Raw genomic sequence first — 17,279 nt, forward strand, 5'->3', positions numbered from 1 at the left:
CCAAGGAATACCCATGCATACCTTCTTCATCGCCCCCACCGGTTTCGGCGTCGGCCTCACCTCCATCAGCCTCGGCCTGATCCGCGCCCTGCAACGCGCCGGGCTTAAGGTCGGCTTCTTTAAGCCGATCGCCCAGCCGCACCCCGGCGATGCCGGGCCCGAGCGCTCCAGCGAGCTGGTCGCACGGACCCACGGCCTACTGCCGCCACAATCGCTGCCACTGGCCCAGGTCGAGCGCATGCTCGGCGACGGCCAGCTGGACGAGCTGCTGGAAGAGATCGTGCGCCTGCACCAGCAGGTCGCCGAGGGCATGGACGTGCTGATCGTCGAGGGCATGGTGCCAACCCGCCACGCCAGCTATGCGGCGCGGGTCAACGTGCATCTGGCCAGAAGCCTGGATGCCGAGATCATCCTGGTGTCGGCGCCCGAGGGCGAAGAGCCGGAAAGCCTGACCGAACTGTCCGACCGCATCGAGATCCAGGCCCAGCTGTTCGGCGGCCCCAAGGACCCCAAGGTGCTCGGCGTGATCCTCAACAAGGTCCGCCACCCGCAGGGTATCGAGACCTTCACCGAGCAGCTCGGCCAGCTCTCGCCACTGCTGCGCGGCGAGGACTTCCGCCTGCTCGGCTGCATCCCCTGGCAGGACGAACTGAACGCACCACGTACCCGCGACGTCGCCGAACTGCTCGGCGCGCAGATCCTCAACGCCGGCGACTACGAACAGCGCCGCGTACAGAAGATCGTGCTGTGCGCGCGCGCCGTGCCCAACAGCGTCCACCTGCTCAAGCCCGGTGTGCTGGTGGTCACCCCCGGTGACCGCGACGACATCATCCTCGCCGCCAGCCTGGCGGCCATGAACGGCGTGCCGCTGGCCGGCCTGCTGCTGTGCAGCGACTTCCCGCCGGACGAGCGCATCCTCGAACTGTGCCAGGGCGCCCTGCAGGGCGGCCTGCCGGTGCTGACGGTGAGCACCGGCTCCTACGACACGGCGACCAACCTCAACCGCATGAACAAGGAAATCCCGGTGGACGACCGCGAGCGCGCGGAGAAGGTCACCGAGTTCGTCGCCGGACATATCGATCTGGACTGGCTGACCCAGCGCTGCGGCACCCCGCGCGAACTGCGCCTGTCGCCGCCGGCCTTCCGTTACCAGCTGGTGCGCCGTGCCCAGGCGGCCAACAAGCGCATCGTCCTGCCCGAGGGCAGCGAGCCGCGCACCGTGCAGGCCGCCGCCATCTGCCAGGCGCGCGGCATCGCCCGCTGCGTACTGCTGGCCAAGCCTGAGGACGTGCACAACGTGGCCAAGGCCCAGGGCATCGAGCTGCCACCGGGCCTGGAGATTCTCGACCCCGAGCAGGTGCGCGAGCGCTATGTCGAGCCGATGGTCGAACTGCGCAAGGGCAAGGGCCTCAATGCGCCGATGGCCCTGGCGCAGCTGGAGGACAGCGTGGTGCTGGGCACCATGATGCTGGCCCTGGACGAAGTCGACGGCCTGGTCTCCGGCGCCATCCACACCACCGCCAACACCATTCGCCCGGCCCTGCAGCTGATCAAGACCGCGCCGGGCTACAACCTGGTGTCCTCGGTGTTCTTCATGCTCCTGCCGGACCAGGTACTGGTCTACGGCGATTGCGCAGTGAACCCCGACCCGAATGCCGCCGAGCTGGCCGAGATCGCCCTGCAGAGCGCCGCCTCGGCCGAGGCCTTCGGCGTGCCGGCGCGGGTGGCGATGATCAGCTACTCCACCGGCGACTCCGGCAGCGGCGCCGAGGTGGAGAAGGTGCGCGAGGCCACCCGCCTGGCCCGCGAGCAGAACCCGCAGCTGCTGATCGACGGCCCGCTGCAGTACGACGCCGCCGCCATCGCCAGCGTCGGCCGGCAGAAGGCCCCGAACAGCCAGGTCGCCGGCCGCGCCACCGTGTTCGTGTTCCCCGACCTGAACACCGGCAACACCACCTACAAGGCCGTGCAGCGCAGCGCCGACTGCGTCAGCGTCGGCCCCATGCTGCAGGGCCTGCGCAAGCCGGTGAACGACCTGTCGCGCGGCGCGCTGGTGGACGACATCGTCTTCACCATCGCCCTCACCGCGATCCAGGCGGCGAGTCAAGCCAAAGGCGAATGAAGCACCGCGTACCCGATTGAAATTGCGCCGGCCACAAAGATACCCTGCCTGAGCCGGTATCCGGCAAAAGGACTTGCCGAGGCCGAAGCACTCTTCCCGCTTGCCTCGCACTGCAAATAACCGCGGCCATAATACGGCCGCTTTGCAGCAATCCAAACTCTTATAGAAGCTCCCGATAACTTCGCGAGGCGGGCCATGGCCATCAAAATTAAAATCAATAAGAAACATCAGGAATTGAGCGATGCCTGTTGTGAGGGGAATATTGCACGGGTCAAGGCGCTGATCGACGAGGGGCTTGATCTACGTGAGATCTGGACCGCGGATGTCTATCCGCTGGTGATCGCGCAACACAGCGGCTCGATCGAACTGGCCCGTATGCTGGTTGATAATGGCATGCCGTTGTACTGGAACAGCAAATACTCGTATCGCAACCTCGATTACTCGGAATACCTGCCTGCAGAAGATGAGGTGCGTCAGCGGCTACTCTTCGGGAAGTTCGACGAGAATTCCCTGCCGGTTTCTCTGGCGCTGCTGGATTACGCGCAGCAGGTAAATACTCCCGATCCCGGGTACAGCGGGCTCTACAGTGCGAGTGCATTGGAGAATAAGTACACATCTGCCATCTCTGATGAGTATGTGTATCGACTTCTGGAGATGGGGGCTGATGTCGATCATTTGAATCCTCGGGGCGAGTCGCTGCTGCATTTGTTGGTGCTCGGGAAGAACGATAAATATGTCGAGCAATTTATCCGGCTTTCAAGAGATGTGAATCAGCTGACGCCTGGTGGTATGACGCCTTTGATGCGCGCGGTGATAGGTGGGCGGTTGAACGTTATACGTGTGCTCTTGGAGTGTGGTGCACGTGTCGACTGCGGTGATTTTTATAACAAAGTCACCGTTTTGGATGATTTGATCTGGTACCGAGATAGGAACAGTTATGAGAACCGTGATGGCGCGATTGACCAGGTGGTCGAGTTGATGCGGACCCATGGTGCCAAGACCTATGCGGAAATGGTGCGTGATGGCGATATAGAGGAAGCTCCGCAGGGGGAGTGAGGCCTATGGAGTGCGATATCGATCTGAGCATCACCCCCGTCAATCCGGAGCTGGCCGAAGTCATCCCGCATCTGCCCGTCGGTGCCGGTCATTTCCCCTTGCCCGAAGCCCTGTGGGCCTACCTAGAGCGCAGCAGGGGCGTCCATTGGCGCACCTTGCTGGAGCTGAGCCAGAACAAGTCGCGGCCATGCTTGCAGGGTTGGTCTCTGGATGGGGAGCAAGGCCTGACGTTGAACCTGTTTGCGGGCGACGATGCGTTCGAGATGGCTACACCGCTGATCCACCTGATGCGTCGTCCCGGATGCCTTGAGGTGCGGGCGGTGGTGTATACCGATGAGGCCGAATGCATAGAGGATGATGCGGGAGTAGTACACCGCATCGGCTGGAGCGTCGCCATCGACGAATATGGGCGCCTGAGCGAGGGAGACTATCCCGAGGTGGAATACGAGTATTACGACTAGGGCCATCCGCTCGGCCTCTTTCCTCCCCATGGACGGCCACACGGATACAGAAGGCAAGGCCGAACACCGAAGCCAGTAACTCAAGTGATGGCTTCCTAGTCGAGAGCATTCTTTCTCAGTGAGATCCATACGGCGTGCAAGAGCTAAGGCTTTGTGTAGGGCGGGTGAAACCCGCGTGGGTTTCACCCGCCCTACGGGATGCTTGCGCTAGAATTTCGCGCGCCCGGCACCGAAGCAGCGCAACCAATTGGTCAACACCAGCACTTGCCGTTCAGTGTACAAGCGTTAACCTTGGCGCCGGACCGACTTGCCGCAGGGAGTGCTGCAGGTATCTCGACCCGAACGGGGCGCACAGAACGCCCCCTGACCAGGAGCCTTCCGAGCCCATGCTGCATTTCCTGCCCGCCCCGCTGCGCGGAGTCATCAGCGCCCTGCTGCTGGCCCTCAACACCCTGATCTGCTGTTGGCCGCTGTTCACCGTGGCGCTGCTCAAGCTGTTGCTGCCCTTCCCCGCCGCACAGCGTGTGCTGCGCACGGTGATGCATGGCATCGCGGAGTTCTGGATCGGCGTGAACAAATTCTGGATGAACCTGGTGCGCGACACCCACTGGGACGTCGAAGGCATCCAGGGCCTGGACATGCGCCACTCCTACCTGGTCACCAGCAACCACCAGAGCTGGGTGGATATCCTGGTGCTGCAATACCTGCTCAACCGGCGCATGCCGCTGCTGAAATTCTTCCTCAAGCAGGAGCTGATCTGGGTGCCGGTGATCGGGCTGTGCTGGTGGGCACTCGAGTTCCCGTTCATGAAGCGCTACAGCAAGGAGTTCCTGGCCAAGCATCCGGAAAAACGCGGCCAGGACCTGGCCACCACACGCAAGGCCTGCGAGCGCTACAAGAGCAACCCGGTATCGGTCTTCAATTTCCTCGAAGGCACCCGCCTGACGCCGCAGAAGCATGCCCAGCAGAACTCGCCGTTCCAGTACCTGCTCAAACCCAAAGCCGGCGGCATCGCCTTCGTGCTGGACGCGATGGGTGAGCAGCTGGATGCCATCGTCAACGTCACCATCCACTACCCGGGCGGCAATCCCGGTTTCTGGGACCTGCTGTGCGGCAACGTCGGCGAAGTGGTGGCGCGCTTCGCCAAGCTGGATGTGCCTGCGGAGTTCGTCGGCCACAACTACGACCAGGACGAGGAATACCGCCTGCAGTTCCAGCAGTGGGTCAACCAGCTGTGGCAGGCCAAGGACGCCCAGCTGGCCGAGCTGCACCGGCAGTTCCCCGGCCGCGACTGAACTCAGCTGGAGTGCGGCGGCTCGTCCGGCTGCCAGCTGCTCCAGTCCAGGCGCGTCGGGAAGGCGCTGGCGCGCGCCACCGGCAACCCCGGCGCCACCAGGAAGCCCTGCATGGTGGTGCAGTGATGCGCGATCAACCAGTCGCGCTGTTCGAGGGTCTCCACGCCTTCGGCGATCACTTCCAGGCCCAGGTGATGACCGAGATCGATGATGGTGCTGACGATCGCCGCGTCCTTCGGCGAGTCCAGCATGTTGGCGATGAACAGCCGGTCGATCTTCAGGGTATCCAGCTCGAAGTGACGCAGATAGGCCAGCGACGAATAGCCGGTACCGAAGTCGTCGATGGCGATGCGCACGCCCAGCTGGCGCAGCTGACGCAGCTGCTCGCGGGTGGTGTCGAGATCCTGCATCAGCGCACTCTCGGTCACCTCCACCTCCAGCTGCGAGGCCTGCAGGCCGTGTACCTCCAGCACCCTGCGCAGGTCGGCCACCAGCTGCGGCATGCCGAACTGCACCGGGCTGACGTTGAGGCTGAGCAGTAGCTGTTCGCCGAAACGCTCGCGCCAGGCCTGACACTGACGCACGCCCTGGTCGAATATCCATTCGCCCAGACGGTTGATCAGACGGGTCTCCTCCAGCAGCGGGATGAACACGCCCGGCGAGATGGTGCCGGCCACCCGATGCTCCCAGCGCAGCAGCGCCTCGAAACCACGCAGGCGACCTGTGGCAAGCTCGATCTGTGGCTGATAGACCAGCACGAAGTCGTCCTGCTCGATGGCGTTGCGCAGGCTCTCCTCCAGCATCAGCCGCGAACGCGCGCGCCCGTTCATCTCCGGCGAGAAGAAACGGTACTGCTGGCGCCCCGCACGCTTGGCCTCGTACATGGCCATGTCGGCCGAGCGCAGCAGACCGTCCACGGTCTGCCCGCATTCGGGATAGCAGGCAATGCCGACGCTGGCGCCCAGGGTGAACTCGACGCCATCCACCTTGTGCCGTACCGACACCAGTTCGATCAGCTTCTCCGCCACCCGCGCGGCATCCTCGGGATGATCGAGGGAGTCGAGCAAGGCGGTGAACTCGTCACCGCCCATGCGCGCCACGCAATCGTAGGGGCGCAGGCTGGTCTTCAACTGCTCGGCGACCTTGCGCAGGACCTGGTCACCGGCGGCGTGGCCGAGCGAGTCGTTGACTCGCTTGAAGCCGTCCAGATCGAGGTAGAGCACGGCCATGCGCTTGCCGCTGCGGTCGATGCGCGACAGCGTGGACTCCAGTATCTGGTGGAAGCCGCGCCGGTTGTACAGGCCGGTCAGGGCATCGGTGATCGCCTGCGACTCCAGCTGCGCGTGCAGGTTGCGCACCACCGACATGTCCAGGGCGATCAGCACCATGGAATTCTGGTACTGCGGCAGCGGCGAGCAGGACAGCGCCACCGGCAGGTAGTCGCCACTCAGGGTCGCCAACACCGCATCGTGCGCCCGGTAGGTCTGGCCGGCGCGCCAGTGCCGGTAGAACTCGCTGTCCTTCCAGTCGGCCGGCATCTGTGGCGCCTTGAGATAGGACAGCAACGCACTCCCGGTCAGATCGGCCACCTCGCCATGGAGCATCTGCGCGATGGCCGGGTTGGCGAAGCGGATGACGCCCTCCTTGTCGATCACCAAGATGCCTTCCGAGGCGTTGTCCAGCACCGAAGCATTGAAGGCACGCTCGCTGTCCAGTTGCTGGGTCAGCTGCAGCAGCTCGTGACGATGACGCTCCTGCTCCAGCAGGGCGCCGATCTTGTGCTTGAGCACCTTGGGGTCGAAGGGTTTGAGGATGAAATCCACCGCGCCGATGGCATAGCCCTGCAGCACCGAATCCTCGGTGTGGGCGATGGCAGACAGGAAAATGATCGGTGTGTGGCGCGTGTGTGGACTGCCACGCATCAGCCTGGCCACCTCGAAGCCATCCATCTTCGGCATCTGCACGTCGAGCAGCACCAGGCCGACATCCTCCTCCATCAGGCAGCGCAGGGCCGCCTCGCCGGAGTCGACGGTCCGCACGTTCCACTGCCCGTCGCCGAGCAGCGCCTCCATGGCCACCAGGTTTTCCTCGCGGTCATCCACCACCAGCAGCACCTGCTGCTCGGTGGCGGCCTCCAGTTGCATCTGTGCCATGCCGACCTCCTCTCAACCCTGTACCCGGCGCCGCGGCGCCTGCGCGACGGCCAGCCAGCGATGCAGCATTTCCAGCAGTTCCTGGCGCCCCACCGGCTTGGCCAGGTAATCGTCACAGCCCGCGGTAATGCACTTCTCCCGGTCGCCCTTCATCGCGTGAGCGGTCAGGGCGATGACCGGAATGGCACAGGCGCGCTCACCCTTGAGGATGCGGGTGGCGGTATAGCCATCCATGTTGGGCATGGCCATGTCCATCAGCACCAGGTCGAAGGGCTCGCGATCGAATGCCTGCAGCGCCTCCACGCCGTCCTTGGCCGCCACCACCACCAGCCCCAGCTCGTCGAGCAGCGCGGTCATGGCGTAGATGTTGCGGATATCGTCATCCACCAGCAGCACGCGCTTGCCGCCCAGCTCCAGGCTTTCGACCTGCGGCTCGCGCAGGGTGGCGAGGAAGCCCTGCAGGGCCTCGCTGAGCGGCCCGAGATCGTCGCCACTCTTGCGCACCACCACCGCCGAGTAGCGGCGCAGGCGCTGCAGGTCCTGGCGGGTGATATCCACGCCGGTATTGATCACCACCTGGGTGCTCTGCAAAGGGCGCTCCCGGTGCAGGGCCTCGAGCAGGTCGAAGCCGTCCTGATCGGGCAGATCGAGGTCGATCACCAGCGCCTCGAAGGCCTTGCCGGAATAGACCTGGCGAGCCCGCTCGGCACTGCCCTCGGCAACCACCTGGAAGCCCATCTGGGTCAGGTGCTCGCGATAATGCTCGCGCTCCACCTCGACATCCTCGACCAGCAACAGACTGCGTGTAGGTGCGTCGGGCAGGACGATGTCCTGAAACACCTGCTCGAGGTCCTCGCGGGCGATCGGCTTGACCAGGTAGCGGGTGCCCTCGCTGTGCCAGTCCTGCGGTTGCGGCACGCAGGAGACGATATGTACCGGCACATCGCGATGCTGCAGCAGGCCACGCAGGCGCCGGTAGATCTGCCAGCCGCTGATATCCGGCAGGAGAATGTCGAGGATCACCGCGACGAAACGCTCGTTCTGCAACAGGGCGATGGCCTGCTTGCCGGTGCGGCAGTGCACGCTGGAAAAACCATGGGCCTGGGCCTCCTCGGCGATCACCGCGGCAAAGTTGGGGTCGTCCTCGACGATCAGCATGGCCGGGCCACTGCCCGCACGCAGCGGCGCGGCATCGGGCGCGTCGTCCTCGCGCCCGGCCGTCTGCAAGGCCAGCACCGGCAGACGCACGATGAAGCGCGAGCCCTGCCCCGGAGTACTCTCCAGGCTGATCTGCCCGCCCAGTACCTCGACCAGCTGGCGAGTGATGGCCAGCCCCAGCCCGGTACCCCCGAAGCGCCGGCTGGTGGAGCCGTCGATCTGCTGGAAGGCCTGGAAGATGCGTTGATGCTGCGCAGGGTCGATGCCGATGCCGCTGTCGCGAACGACGAACTGCAAGGTCTCGCGCTCCTCGTCCAGCGACACCGGCGAGTGGCCGATGGACAGCTCCACCTCGCCATGCTCGGTGAACTTGAGGGCGTTGGACAGCAGGTTGCGCAGGATCTGCTGCAGGCGCCCACGGTCACTATGGATCATCTTCGGCACGCCCGGCTCCAGATGGGTCAGCAGGCGCAGGCCCTTGATCTCGGCCATCGGGCGCAGGCTGGAGTCCAGCTCCACCAGCAGGTCATGGATATTCAGCGGCTCCAGCTTGAGCTGCACGCGCCCGGCCTCGATCTTGGCCAGATCGAGTACGTCGTTGATCAGTTGCAGCAGGTCGTTGCCGGCCTTGTAAACGATGTCCGCATGCTTGACCTGCTTCTCGCTGAGGTTGCCGGCGACGTTGTGGCGCAGCTGCTCGCTGAGGATCAGGATGCTGTTGAGCGGCGTGCGCAGCTCGTGCGACATGTTGGCGAGGAACTCCGATTTGTAGCGGTTGGCCAGTGCCAGCTGTTCGGCCTGCTCGCGCAAACGCTGCTCGGCGGCCTTGCGCTCGCTGATATCGATGATCACCGCCTGTACCAGGCGATCTTCGCCACTGCGCAACGGCGACAGGCCGACCTCCAGCGGAATCAGCCGGCCATCGCGATGCTGGCCGAACAACTCGCGATTACCGCCCATGCGCCGCGGCGAGGGGTTGCTGAGAAAACCATCGCGCAGCGCCGGATGCATGGCCCGGGCCGACTCGGGCAGGAGTATCTCCACCGGTTTGCCGAGCAACTCGTCGCGGGCGTAGCCGAACATCTGCTCGACCTGGCGATTGACCATGCTCAAGCGGCCCTTGCCATCGATCAGCACTATCGCGTTGGGCGAGGCTTCCACCACCAGCCGGAAGCGCTCCTCGGCAGCCTTGCGCTCGCTGATGTCGATGATCACCGCCTGCACCAGCATTTCACTGCCGGCGCGGATCGGTGCCAGCCCGACTTCGAGCGGAATCAGGCGGCCGTCACGGTGCTGGCCGAACAGCTCGCGATTGCCGCCCATGCGCCGCTGCTCCGGCGCCTGATGAAAGGCCTGGCGCTGAGCCACATGGCCGTGACGCAGGCTTTCCGGCAACAGGCGCTCCACCGGCTGCCCGAGCAGCTCTTCACGCTCGTAGCCGAACAGCATCTCGACCTGGCGATTGACCATGGCCACCTTGCCATCGGCGTCGACCAGCACGATGGCATTGGGCGAGGCCTCCACCACCAGACGGAAACGCCCTTCACTCTCGTGCAGGCGGCGACGTTGCAACTCGCTTTCACCCAGCGTGCGCTCGCGCAGGAAGAGAAAGCCACCAACCAGCAGCGACAGCAGCAGCACGGCGAGCAGGCCGCTGCCCAGCCCGACCGGCAGGCCGCTGTTGACCACTGCGGCCTCGTAAGCGGCGGTACTGCCCACCCTCAGCTGCCAGTCACGGCCGTAGATGTTGAGGTTGCGCGCCGCGTGGAACCGCGGCTTGTGCTCAGTGGCTTCACGGTGCGCCAGCATGGGCGAGTCACTGGCGGCAGAGTCGATCAACTCGACCTCAAACTGCGAGCTGTTGTTGCCGAGTATGCCGCGCATCAGGTCGGCCATGCGGAATGCCCCGAAGACCATGCCCAGCACGGCCTCCTGACGCTCCTCGACGGTACTCAGCGGCGCATTCAGGCGGAACACCGGCAGGTACAACAACACGCCGGCCTGAGCATCCTTGTCGGTCTCCTGCTTGAGCCGCAGTGGTCCGGTGAGCACCGCATCGCCACTGTCACGCGCCTGAGCGATGGCCTCACGGCGGGCATCCTCGCTGTACATGTCGAACCCCAGCACGCGGCGGTTGCGCCAGTCCATCGGGTTGATGAACTCGACCACCATGTGCGCCTCACGCTCTCCCGGGGGGTAGACCTGATAGTCCTTGCGCTCGGTGGCGTGCACCGCGTCGACGAAGGCGGACAGCTCGCCACTGCGCAGGTAACGCCCCCAGGCCAGCGCCTGGATACCCGGGTAGTGGTCCTGCAACTGCAACTGATCGGTCGCCCGCTGCCATTCCTGATCGGATACCTGGTCGCTGCCGGACATCAGGCCGGCCATGCCGCGCAGCACCATCTCGTAGGCCCGCATGCGCTCGCGCACGCTGAGTTCGACACCATCCACGGCCAACGCGAAGAGCTGTTCCTGAGACGCCCTGCTGGAGCTCTCCAGCGCCCGCCATTGCCACAGCACCAGCGAACTCAAGCCGGCAAACAGCAACAGGCTGATCAGCAGAGGCAACCAGGGCTTGCGGGAATGAAAGGTGGGAGCGGCGTCGTCCATGGAGTCTCCTGATCCTGCAGCAAGGCGCCCCGCGTACCTGGGGTCGCCGACTCGCGCGACCTGATGGCGCGACCTGCTGAGAGTGTAGTCAGGATTTTCCCGGGCCCGCCCGTGACGACGGACGGCACAAGGCCATCACCCGGAAAGCACAAGGCCCCTCGCGGGGCCTTGGCTTCAGTACTGGGCGCCGGGCAGCGGCCGGAGTGTGACTTCCACCCGACGGTTCTGTGCGCGCCCGTCCGCAGTGGCGTTGCTGGCAACCGGCTGATCCGGGCCGGCGCCGCGGGTGCTCAAGCGGGAGGCATCGACACCCTGGGCCATCAGGTAATTGGCCACGCTCTGTGCGCGGCGCTGCGACAGCCCCATGTTGTAGGCGTGGTTGCCGGTACTGTCGGTATGGCCGACGATCTCGATGCTGTTCTGGTTGTACTGGCGGAACGAGCCGGCCAGGTTGTTCAGCGGGGTATAGAAGCTGCTGGCGATGTCGGCCGAATCGGTGGCAAAGGTAATGTTGCCGGGCATGATCAGCTGGATGGTATCGCCCTGACGCTGCACTTCCACGCCGGTGCCTTGCATGCTGCGGCGCAGCTCTTCTTCCTGCTTGTCGACGTAATAGCCATAACCCGCACCGGCCGCACCGGCCACTGCGGCGCCGATCAGCGCGCCCTTGCCGCGGTTGTCATGATTGATCGCGGCCCCGGCCACCGCACCGGCGAGAGCCCCCAGGCCGCCGTACTTGGCGGTTTTGCTCATGCCACCGGAGCTCTGCTGGCCCTGGTTGTCGTAGGGGTTCTGCGAAGCACAGCCCGACAACAGTGCAACCAGAACGGCAGCGATGGTCAGGCGTGAAGTATTGGACATGGTTCTGCTGCTCCTGAGACGGGTTACCGGCCACACGGACCGACGCTCTGTTAGAGGCGGGAGACGAGGAAAAATTCCCGCTCAGGCGCGGATGAACGGGTTCTCGCGCATCTCGTCGCCCAGCCGGGTATCCGGTCCGTGGCCGGTCACCACAGTGGCATCCTCATCCAGAGTGTAGAGGTGCCTGATCGAACGCTCGATGGTCGCATAGTCGCCACCCCACAGGTCGGTACGGCCGATGCCACGGCGGAACAGGGTATCGCCGGCAATCAGCAGCTTGGCCTCGGCGAACCAGAAACTGGTGGAGCCCGGAGTGTGCCCCGGTGTATGCAGCGCAACGCCACAGCCGCAGGCCAGCTCCTCGTCGTCGGCCAGCCACTGGTCCGGGGCCGGCACCGGGGTGTAGGGCACACCGAACATGCGGCACTGCATTTCCAGGTTATCCCAGAGGAACTGGTCATCCTTGTGCAAGTGCAGGGTCGCGCCGGTCTTCTCCTTCATCTGCCCGGAAGCGAGGAAGTGATCCAGATGGGCGTGCGTGTGGATGATGCTCACCACCTTGAGTCCATGCTTATCCAGACGCGCCATGATCAGCTCGGGATTGCCGCCCGGATCGACAACGATGGCCTTTTTCGTCACCGGATCGCCGATGATCGTGCAGTTGCACTGCAAAGGCCCGACGGGGAAGGTTTCTCGTATTAGCGCGGCTTTTGCGGCTTCCATGGGTATTCCTGTAGGATTAATGGCACATTTTTGGCACAGTGCGATTGACGATGGCGACGATCAGGAAGAAAGGCCCGTACCAGTGGCACGCCCAAATCAGACGTAAAGGGTGGCCCCAACAGACCCGCACTTTCAACACCCAGGCAGAGGCGAAAGCCTGGGCAACGATGATCGAGCGCGAAATGGACGCCGGCGTGTTCGTCAGCCGCAACGAGGCGGAATCGACCTCCTTCGCCAAAGCCCTGGAGATGTACGCCGAGCAGGTGACTAGCAAGAAACGCAGTAGCGATTCCGAGTTATCACGCATCCAGGCCCTGCAACGCCACCCACTGGCCCTACGATCGCTCGCCAGCATCCGTGGTGCCGACATGGCCAGCTACCGCGATCAACGCCTCGCAGAGGGGCTGGCAGCGGCCACAGTACGCCGCGAGCTTGCTTTGATCTCTCATGTCTTCACTATCGCTCGTAAAGAGTGGCGTATGGAGTCCTTGAGCAACCCCGTCGAGTTGATCCGTCAACCAAGCGTCGATGACGCAAGGGATAGGCGCATCCTGAGCGCGAATGTGTTGACGCTCCAGGGCGGCGAACAGGTTTGTGAATATCTCGACGAGCTGGAGATGATCTCCCGTCACTCACGCTCAACCGAGCTGCCGCAGATCGTCCGGTTTGCTGTTGAAACAGGTATGCGCCGCGGCGAGATCTCTGGCCTGCTTCGGGCTAACGTAGACGTGAAAAAGCGGACCGCTCTCCTGCCCGTAACAAAGAATGGCTCATCACGCGGGGTGCCACTATCCAGCCGAGCGGCAGCAATCATTGAAAACCAACCGAAGCTAGAGGACGGCCGCGTCTTCAAGAGCCAGCCGGACACTATTACCAAGGCGTTTCTGGACGCACTTAATGACGCTCGAAACGCTTATGAGGAAGGGCTTGAGCTGCACCTCCAATCCGAAGGGCTAAAGCCAGAGCAGATCGCAGATCGAATCGTCAAAGATCCATTCCTGCTCGACCTTCGGTTTCACGATCTACGCCATGAGGCCACCTCACGCCTGGCTGAGATCTTCCCCCTGCATGAACTGACCAAAATCACCGGCCACCAAGACACCAGAATGCTCATGCGCTATTACCACCCAAGGGCCGAAGATCTAGCCAAGAAACTTGGATAGTCAAAAGCAACACCCTCGTAATCCTTTGGTCCACGGTTCAAGTCCGTACGAGCCCAACATATGAAAAAATGACTTAGGTCAGCCATCGTGCTGACCTTTTGTCGCTTTATGGACTGAACAAAAATTTCCGCACCGCTTTGGCTCGTAGCTTGTGGCTGCCTGCCCAGGGTGACTACTCATATTTTGATCCGCGGGCGCCTGCTAATCCGCTTGAGGGCCAGAGCGTCCAGGCGGGATCAGCTGCCTTGTTTTGAGATTGAAAAAAAGACACGATCAGAAAATCGCCTCTTGAGTCAGCTCAGTCGTTCACAAAAAGGAATTATGTGTGGCGCTTGCCCAATGGATCTCAGATTTTCTATCCCGGCGTGGACTGCAAGAGCCAGATGGCCGTCCCCTTTTTGCCTATAAGACCTCTTCAGAAGAGTTCGAAGCTCTGCGCCAGCTTTTGCAGAATCTTCCCGGAGGGCAGCAAGTAACTCCCAGCTACCCTCAGGCTTGGCTACTGTTTGCCGCCGAGTGGTGGAAGCGGGAATATTCAGGTGGCGCATGGCGCTGGGGGCCGTTGTGCGAGGCGGCAGGCCAGCGGGGCTTGTCACATGAGAAGACTCGCAAGCTGGTCATTGAAGGGCGTCGCCAATGGTGTCTGCAAACCGCCATCAAGAATGAAGGCAAACGCTTCATCGGCCTGGTCGCAGTGAACGGCGGCCTGCCGATGCGCCTGGTCGAGTCGGCGCAGGGGGGGCTATCCGGCCTGCTGCGCATGGTAACCCTACAGGCGGTGGACTACGACCTGCACGATGAGCAACTGCGTCAGGCTATCGAAGCCCAGGCTGCTCTTTTGCCCGCATGCTATCAACAAGCACCGGTCTATGAGTTGCTGGACAACCTGATCAAGGCGGTCCTGCATATCCGCAGGACCTATGCTCTGAAGGTTGCCCAGGATCCGATCGCCAAGCTGCAGGAAGAATGCCCTCAGTGGGAAGAACTCTTTCCAATCGCGCTCGACAGTCAGGCCGCAGCCAGCCTCATCAAGGGCCTGGTCCGGGTCACAGTCGGCATCACACCCCAGTCCAGACGTCCCCCTTTCCAGATTCAGCGCGGCCTGCGCTTCAGCTCCGACGGCTCCATGCCCGTCTACGAGCTGTCCTTTGCAATGCAGGCACAAGCCAAGCGAGATCAAGTTGCCGAGTCACTGGGTTTGGCTGCTGATCGACTGCCGCCGCACTTCCAACTGCTGCTGCGCATCGGTGAGCGGGAGCACCTGGTCGGCGAAGCATTGCTCAGGGATGACGAGTATCAGCTTATCGCCAGACCGCTGCCCTCCATTCAAACTGTGCACGAATCTGCGCAGCTGATAGTCAGTCGTTGGGGCGCCACCTTGCACATCGCCAACCTGCCCGGCGGCGAAGCGTTAAGCCACGACGAACCGTTGATTTTCGAAAATACTTATCCCTTTGCTCGTCTGATTGCTCAAGGCGATGCTCTGGTAAAGGGGCTGTCCGCACTGGCGGTCATGCCGGCAAGAACCATCGTATTGGCTGAGGAAGGCGAGACCCGTGAACTTCACGACTGCCTTGCTGATGGGCAGATGCTGATGGAGCTTCCGGCTGGCAAGACGAGGCTCGCTTATCGCGGACAAGCGTTCATTGTCACCATCAGCGCCAGTGCCTCGCACCGCCCGGAAGCCTATTGGCAAGGTAATAGTCTAGAGGCGCTTTCTGTGCCGGGCTTACTGTTCCGTGGTACGCCACGCCTTCGAGTCGATCAGGGGCCAGGGCATTCCAGTTACGCGCCGTCCCATGAACTTTTTGTTCGCAGCCATTCCAAGGAGCTAGCACTCGGTGAGGCACAGGCACCAGGACTATGCCGACTGATCTGGCGCAAGGATGGCCAGCGCTTGCTGAGCACCCGCGCCGTACTCCTCCCGGCGGGAGCTTCCATTACCTATGTTCCAGCGGCAAGCACCCTCGAAGGAACCATTCGACTCGATAACTGGCCCGACGTACCAGTTCGTTGTGAGAACGAAGAGATTGAGCTGGACAGCCGTCATGATGGAACAAGCCTGATCCTCAGGCTGAAAAGCACGAGCGCTCAACCTGCAACTTCGGTTCCGCTCTGCCTACAGTGGCCCGACGGCGAACATAGGCTCACGCTGCCGTTCCCCGGTTATGGCGTCACACTGCGGCGTGACAATCTTCCTCTCAAGCCCAATCAGGCCTTGACCATCGATGAGCTGATCGGCTGTCGTGCCCTGCTAATGTCGGCAAAGGGCGCAGAGCATTGGCAGGTTCGCCTGACGTCTGTCGGACCCGATGCTCGCGCCACCCTGTCACAGGAAATTCGCTACACGGGGATTCGGGAGATTCGGCTGTTCGAGCTGATCCCGGCAATCCAACAGATGCTTTCCTGCCACCCGGGGCTAGATCATGCTGTGCAACTGGAGCTAATACATACCCATCAGACACGTGCTCGCCTTCAAGTCGGCCGCTACTCGACGCGCATCCGCCCGCACAGCCAGAGACAGATGGTGTCATTGAGTGATGGAGGCCGAGATCTCATTCTCGAGCAGCCCCAAGCTGAAGGCCTGATGCTAGCCCTACCACTGGCCGAGCCTGACCATGAGCCGGTCAGCCTGCCGCTGCATTTCTCCGAGCAGGTGTTCACAGGCAACTGGTTGGTCAGCCTGCCCACCGATGCGACTGGCCCCTGGTTGCTGTACACATCAGACGAATCACCACTGCATAGCCGCCCGACAGTTGTTCCGCCGACAATGATTGGTCTGTCGAAGCCATTGACTCCTCTGCGTCAAGCGCTCTGCGAGGCCGATGGTGAGGTGCGCATGAGCATGCTCAGAGCCGCTCTGCGCTCGATGGTGAATGACCCGCAAGATAAGGACTGGCAAACGCTGGAACTTCTGCTTGAGCGACTGCACCACTTGCCACCGGCCAGCCTGGATATTTGCCAGGCACTGATACGTGAGCCGCAGGCGCTCGCCATGACCACACTGCTCCTCGACGGCTTCTCCAGTCGAATGGCTGAACGCCTGCCATCCGAGCTGCCCTTCGAGTGGCTGCTCATCGCTCCAGACCACTGGTTCGACACCTTCGCGATACTTCGCCGGCAGTTTGCCGCTAGCGATGACCGACTCTTGTCGATCATCCGCCACGACATCCAGAGCAAGAGTCAGTACCTGTCTCGCTGGCAACCCGCGCTGCGCTTCATTTTCGAACAAGGCTTCCACCGCTACTTCGATCTCCAAAGCCAGGATGTAGGGTTCTTCCTGAGAAGTCCGGCGGTGCTCACCGGAACCTGGTTAGACAGGCTGTTTGAAGGGGGAGAGAAATCTGCCATGCAGCGGATGTTCCAACGCAACCCTGCTGAAACCCATCAATACCCTGGCGCCGGGAATACGAATATCGGGGCATTCCTAAAAACTACGCATGGCCAATTACTACTCCGCCGCAGCAAGCTTCCTGCCAACGACTTCAAGTTGGCCGTGGTAATGCTGCCCTTCATGGCCGCCTTCGACGCCCATGCCGGTCATGGCCAGCAGTGGCAAGCCGATCCGGCCCGCCTGCTCAGCCTCAGAAATGCTCGCCAGTTCGATACCGTCTGGTTTGATTCGGCCTATGAACTCGGCCTCGCCATGGCGCAAGCCGGCTCGATACAAAAGTGAG

At 62.7% G+C, this 17,279-nt stretch carries 10 protein-coding genes; 6 read left to right on the top strand and 4 right to left on the bottom strand.

Features of this window, described 5'->3' with window-relative positions; genetic code table 11:
- Nucleotides 1-13 precede the first annotated feature (13 nt).
- The 4 genes from pta to PA6_RS03070 all read left to right on the top strand — a co-directional run bounded on the left by pta (nt 14) and on the right by PA6_RS03070 (nt 4,934).
- Complete coding sequence (pta, locus tag PA6_RS03055) at nt 14-2,122, top strand: phosphate acetyltransferase (protein ID WP_021699407.1); 2,109 nt, start codon at nt 14-16, stop codon at nt 2,120-2,122.
- A gap of 195 nt (nt 2,123-2,317) precedes the next feature.
- Entirely contained in the window at nt 2,318-3,178 is an 861-nt protein-coding gene (locus tag PA6_RS03060) for an ankyrin repeat domain-containing protein (protein WP_021699408.1), read from the top strand.
- 5 nt (nt 3,179-3,183) lie between these two features.
- A complete protein-coding gene (locus tag PA6_RS03065; protein WP_021699409.1) occupies nt 3,184-3,639 on the top strand; it encodes a hypothetical protein in 456 nt (151 codons plus the stop codon).
- Nucleotides 3,640-4,025: 386 nt separating this feature from the next.
- The gene (locus PA6_RS03070; protein WP_021699410.1) at nt 4,026-4,934 is read left to right on the top strand and encodes an acyltransferase; all 909 of its coding nucleotides are present in this window, start codon (nt 4,026-4,028) and stop codon (nt 4,932-4,934) included.
- A gap of 2 nt (nt 4,935-4,936) precedes the next feature.
- On the opposite strand, the gene PA6_RS03075 is transcribed toward PA6_RS03070, so the two are convergent.
- The 4 genes from PA6_RS03075 to PA6_RS03090 form a co-directional block, all read right to left on the bottom strand.
- Nucleotides 4,937-7,087, bottom strand: coding sequence for a putative bifunctional diguanylate cyclase/phosphodiesterase (locus PA6_RS03075; protein ID WP_021699411.1), 2,151 nt, complete (start codon nt 7,085-7,087; stop codon nt 4,937-4,939).
- 12 nt (nt 7,088-7,099) lie between these two features.
- A complete protein-coding gene (locus PA6_RS03080) occupies nt 7,100-10,855 on the bottom strand; it encodes a PAS domain S-box protein (RefSeq protein ID WP_021699412.1) in 3,756 nt (1,251 codons plus the stop codon).
- A gap of 174 nt (nt 10,856-11,029) precedes the next feature.
- Nucleotides 11,030-11,716: an OmpA family protein gene (locus tag PA6_RS03085; protein ID WP_021699413.1), complete on the bottom strand. Its 687-nt coding sequence runs from the start codon at nt 11,714-11,716 to the stop codon at nt 11,030-11,032.
- Between the two features lie 81 nt (nt 11,717-11,797).
- Nucleotides 11,798-12,439, bottom strand: a complete 642-nt coding sequence (locus PA6_RS03090; RefSeq protein ID WP_021699414.1) for an MBL fold metallo-hydrolase — start codon at nt 12,437-12,439, stop codon at nt 11,798-11,800.
- Nucleotides 12,440-12,606: 167 nt separating this feature from the next.
- On the opposite strand from PA6_RS03090, the gene PA6_RS03095 reads away from it, so the two are divergent.
- Both PA6_RS03095 and PA6_RS03100 read left to right on the top strand, forming a co-directional pair.
- Entirely contained in the window at nt 12,607-13,602 is a 996-nt protein-coding gene (locus PA6_RS03095; RefSeq protein ID WP_255209907.1) for a tyrosine-type recombinase/integrase, read from the top strand.
- Nucleotides 13,603-13,927: 325 nt separating this feature from the next.
- Nucleotides 13,928-17,278, top strand: coding sequence for an STY4851/ECs_5259 family protein (locus tag PA6_RS03100; protein ID WP_021699416.1), 3,351 nt, complete (start codon nt 13,928-13,930; stop codon nt 17,276-17,278).
- The last annotated feature ends 1 nt before the right edge of the window (nt 17,279 follow it).

The organism is Aquipseudomonas alcaligenes NBRC 14159, from assembly GCF_000467105.1.
GTDB classification, from domain to species: domain Bacteria; phylum Pseudomonadota; class Gammaproteobacteria; order Pseudomonadales; family Pseudomonadaceae; genus Aquipseudomonas; species Aquipseudomonas alcaligenes.

Coding starts and splice junctions, on each gene's coding strand:
- PA6_RS03085 (WP_021699413.1), bottom strand. CDS start 11,716: ATGTCCAATACTTCACGCCTGACCATCGCTGCCGTTCTGGTTGCACTG.
- PA6_RS03060 (WP_021699408.1), top strand. CDS start 2,318: ATGGCCATCAAAATTAAAATCAATAAGAAACATCAGGAATTGAGCGAT.
- PA6_RS03065 (WP_021699409.1), top strand. CDS start 3,184: ATGGAGTGCGATATCGATCTGAGCATCACCCCCGTCAATCCGGAGCTG.
- PA6_RS03095 (WP_255209907.1), top strand. CDS start 12,607: ATGATCGAGCGCGAAATGGACGCCGGCGTGTTCGTCAGCCGCAACGAG.
- pta (WP_021699407.1), top strand. CDS start 14: ATGCATACCTTCTTCATCGCCCCCACCGGTTTCGGCGTCGGCCTCACC.
- PA6_RS03080 (WP_021699412.1), bottom strand. CDS start 10,855: ATGGACGACGCCGCTCCCACCTTTCATTCCCGCAAGCCCTGGTTGCCT.
- PA6_RS03075 (WP_021699411.1), bottom strand. CDS start 7,087: ATGGCACAGATGCAACTGGAGGCCGCCACCGAGCAGCAGGTGCTGCTG.
- PA6_RS03090 (WP_021699414.1), bottom strand. CDS start 12,439: ATGGAAGCCGCAAAAGCCGCGCTAATACGAGAAACCTTCCCCGTCGGG.
- PA6_RS03070 (WP_021699410.1), top strand. CDS start 4,026: ATGCTGCATTTCCTGCCCGCCCCGCTGCGCGGAGTCATCAGCGCCCTG.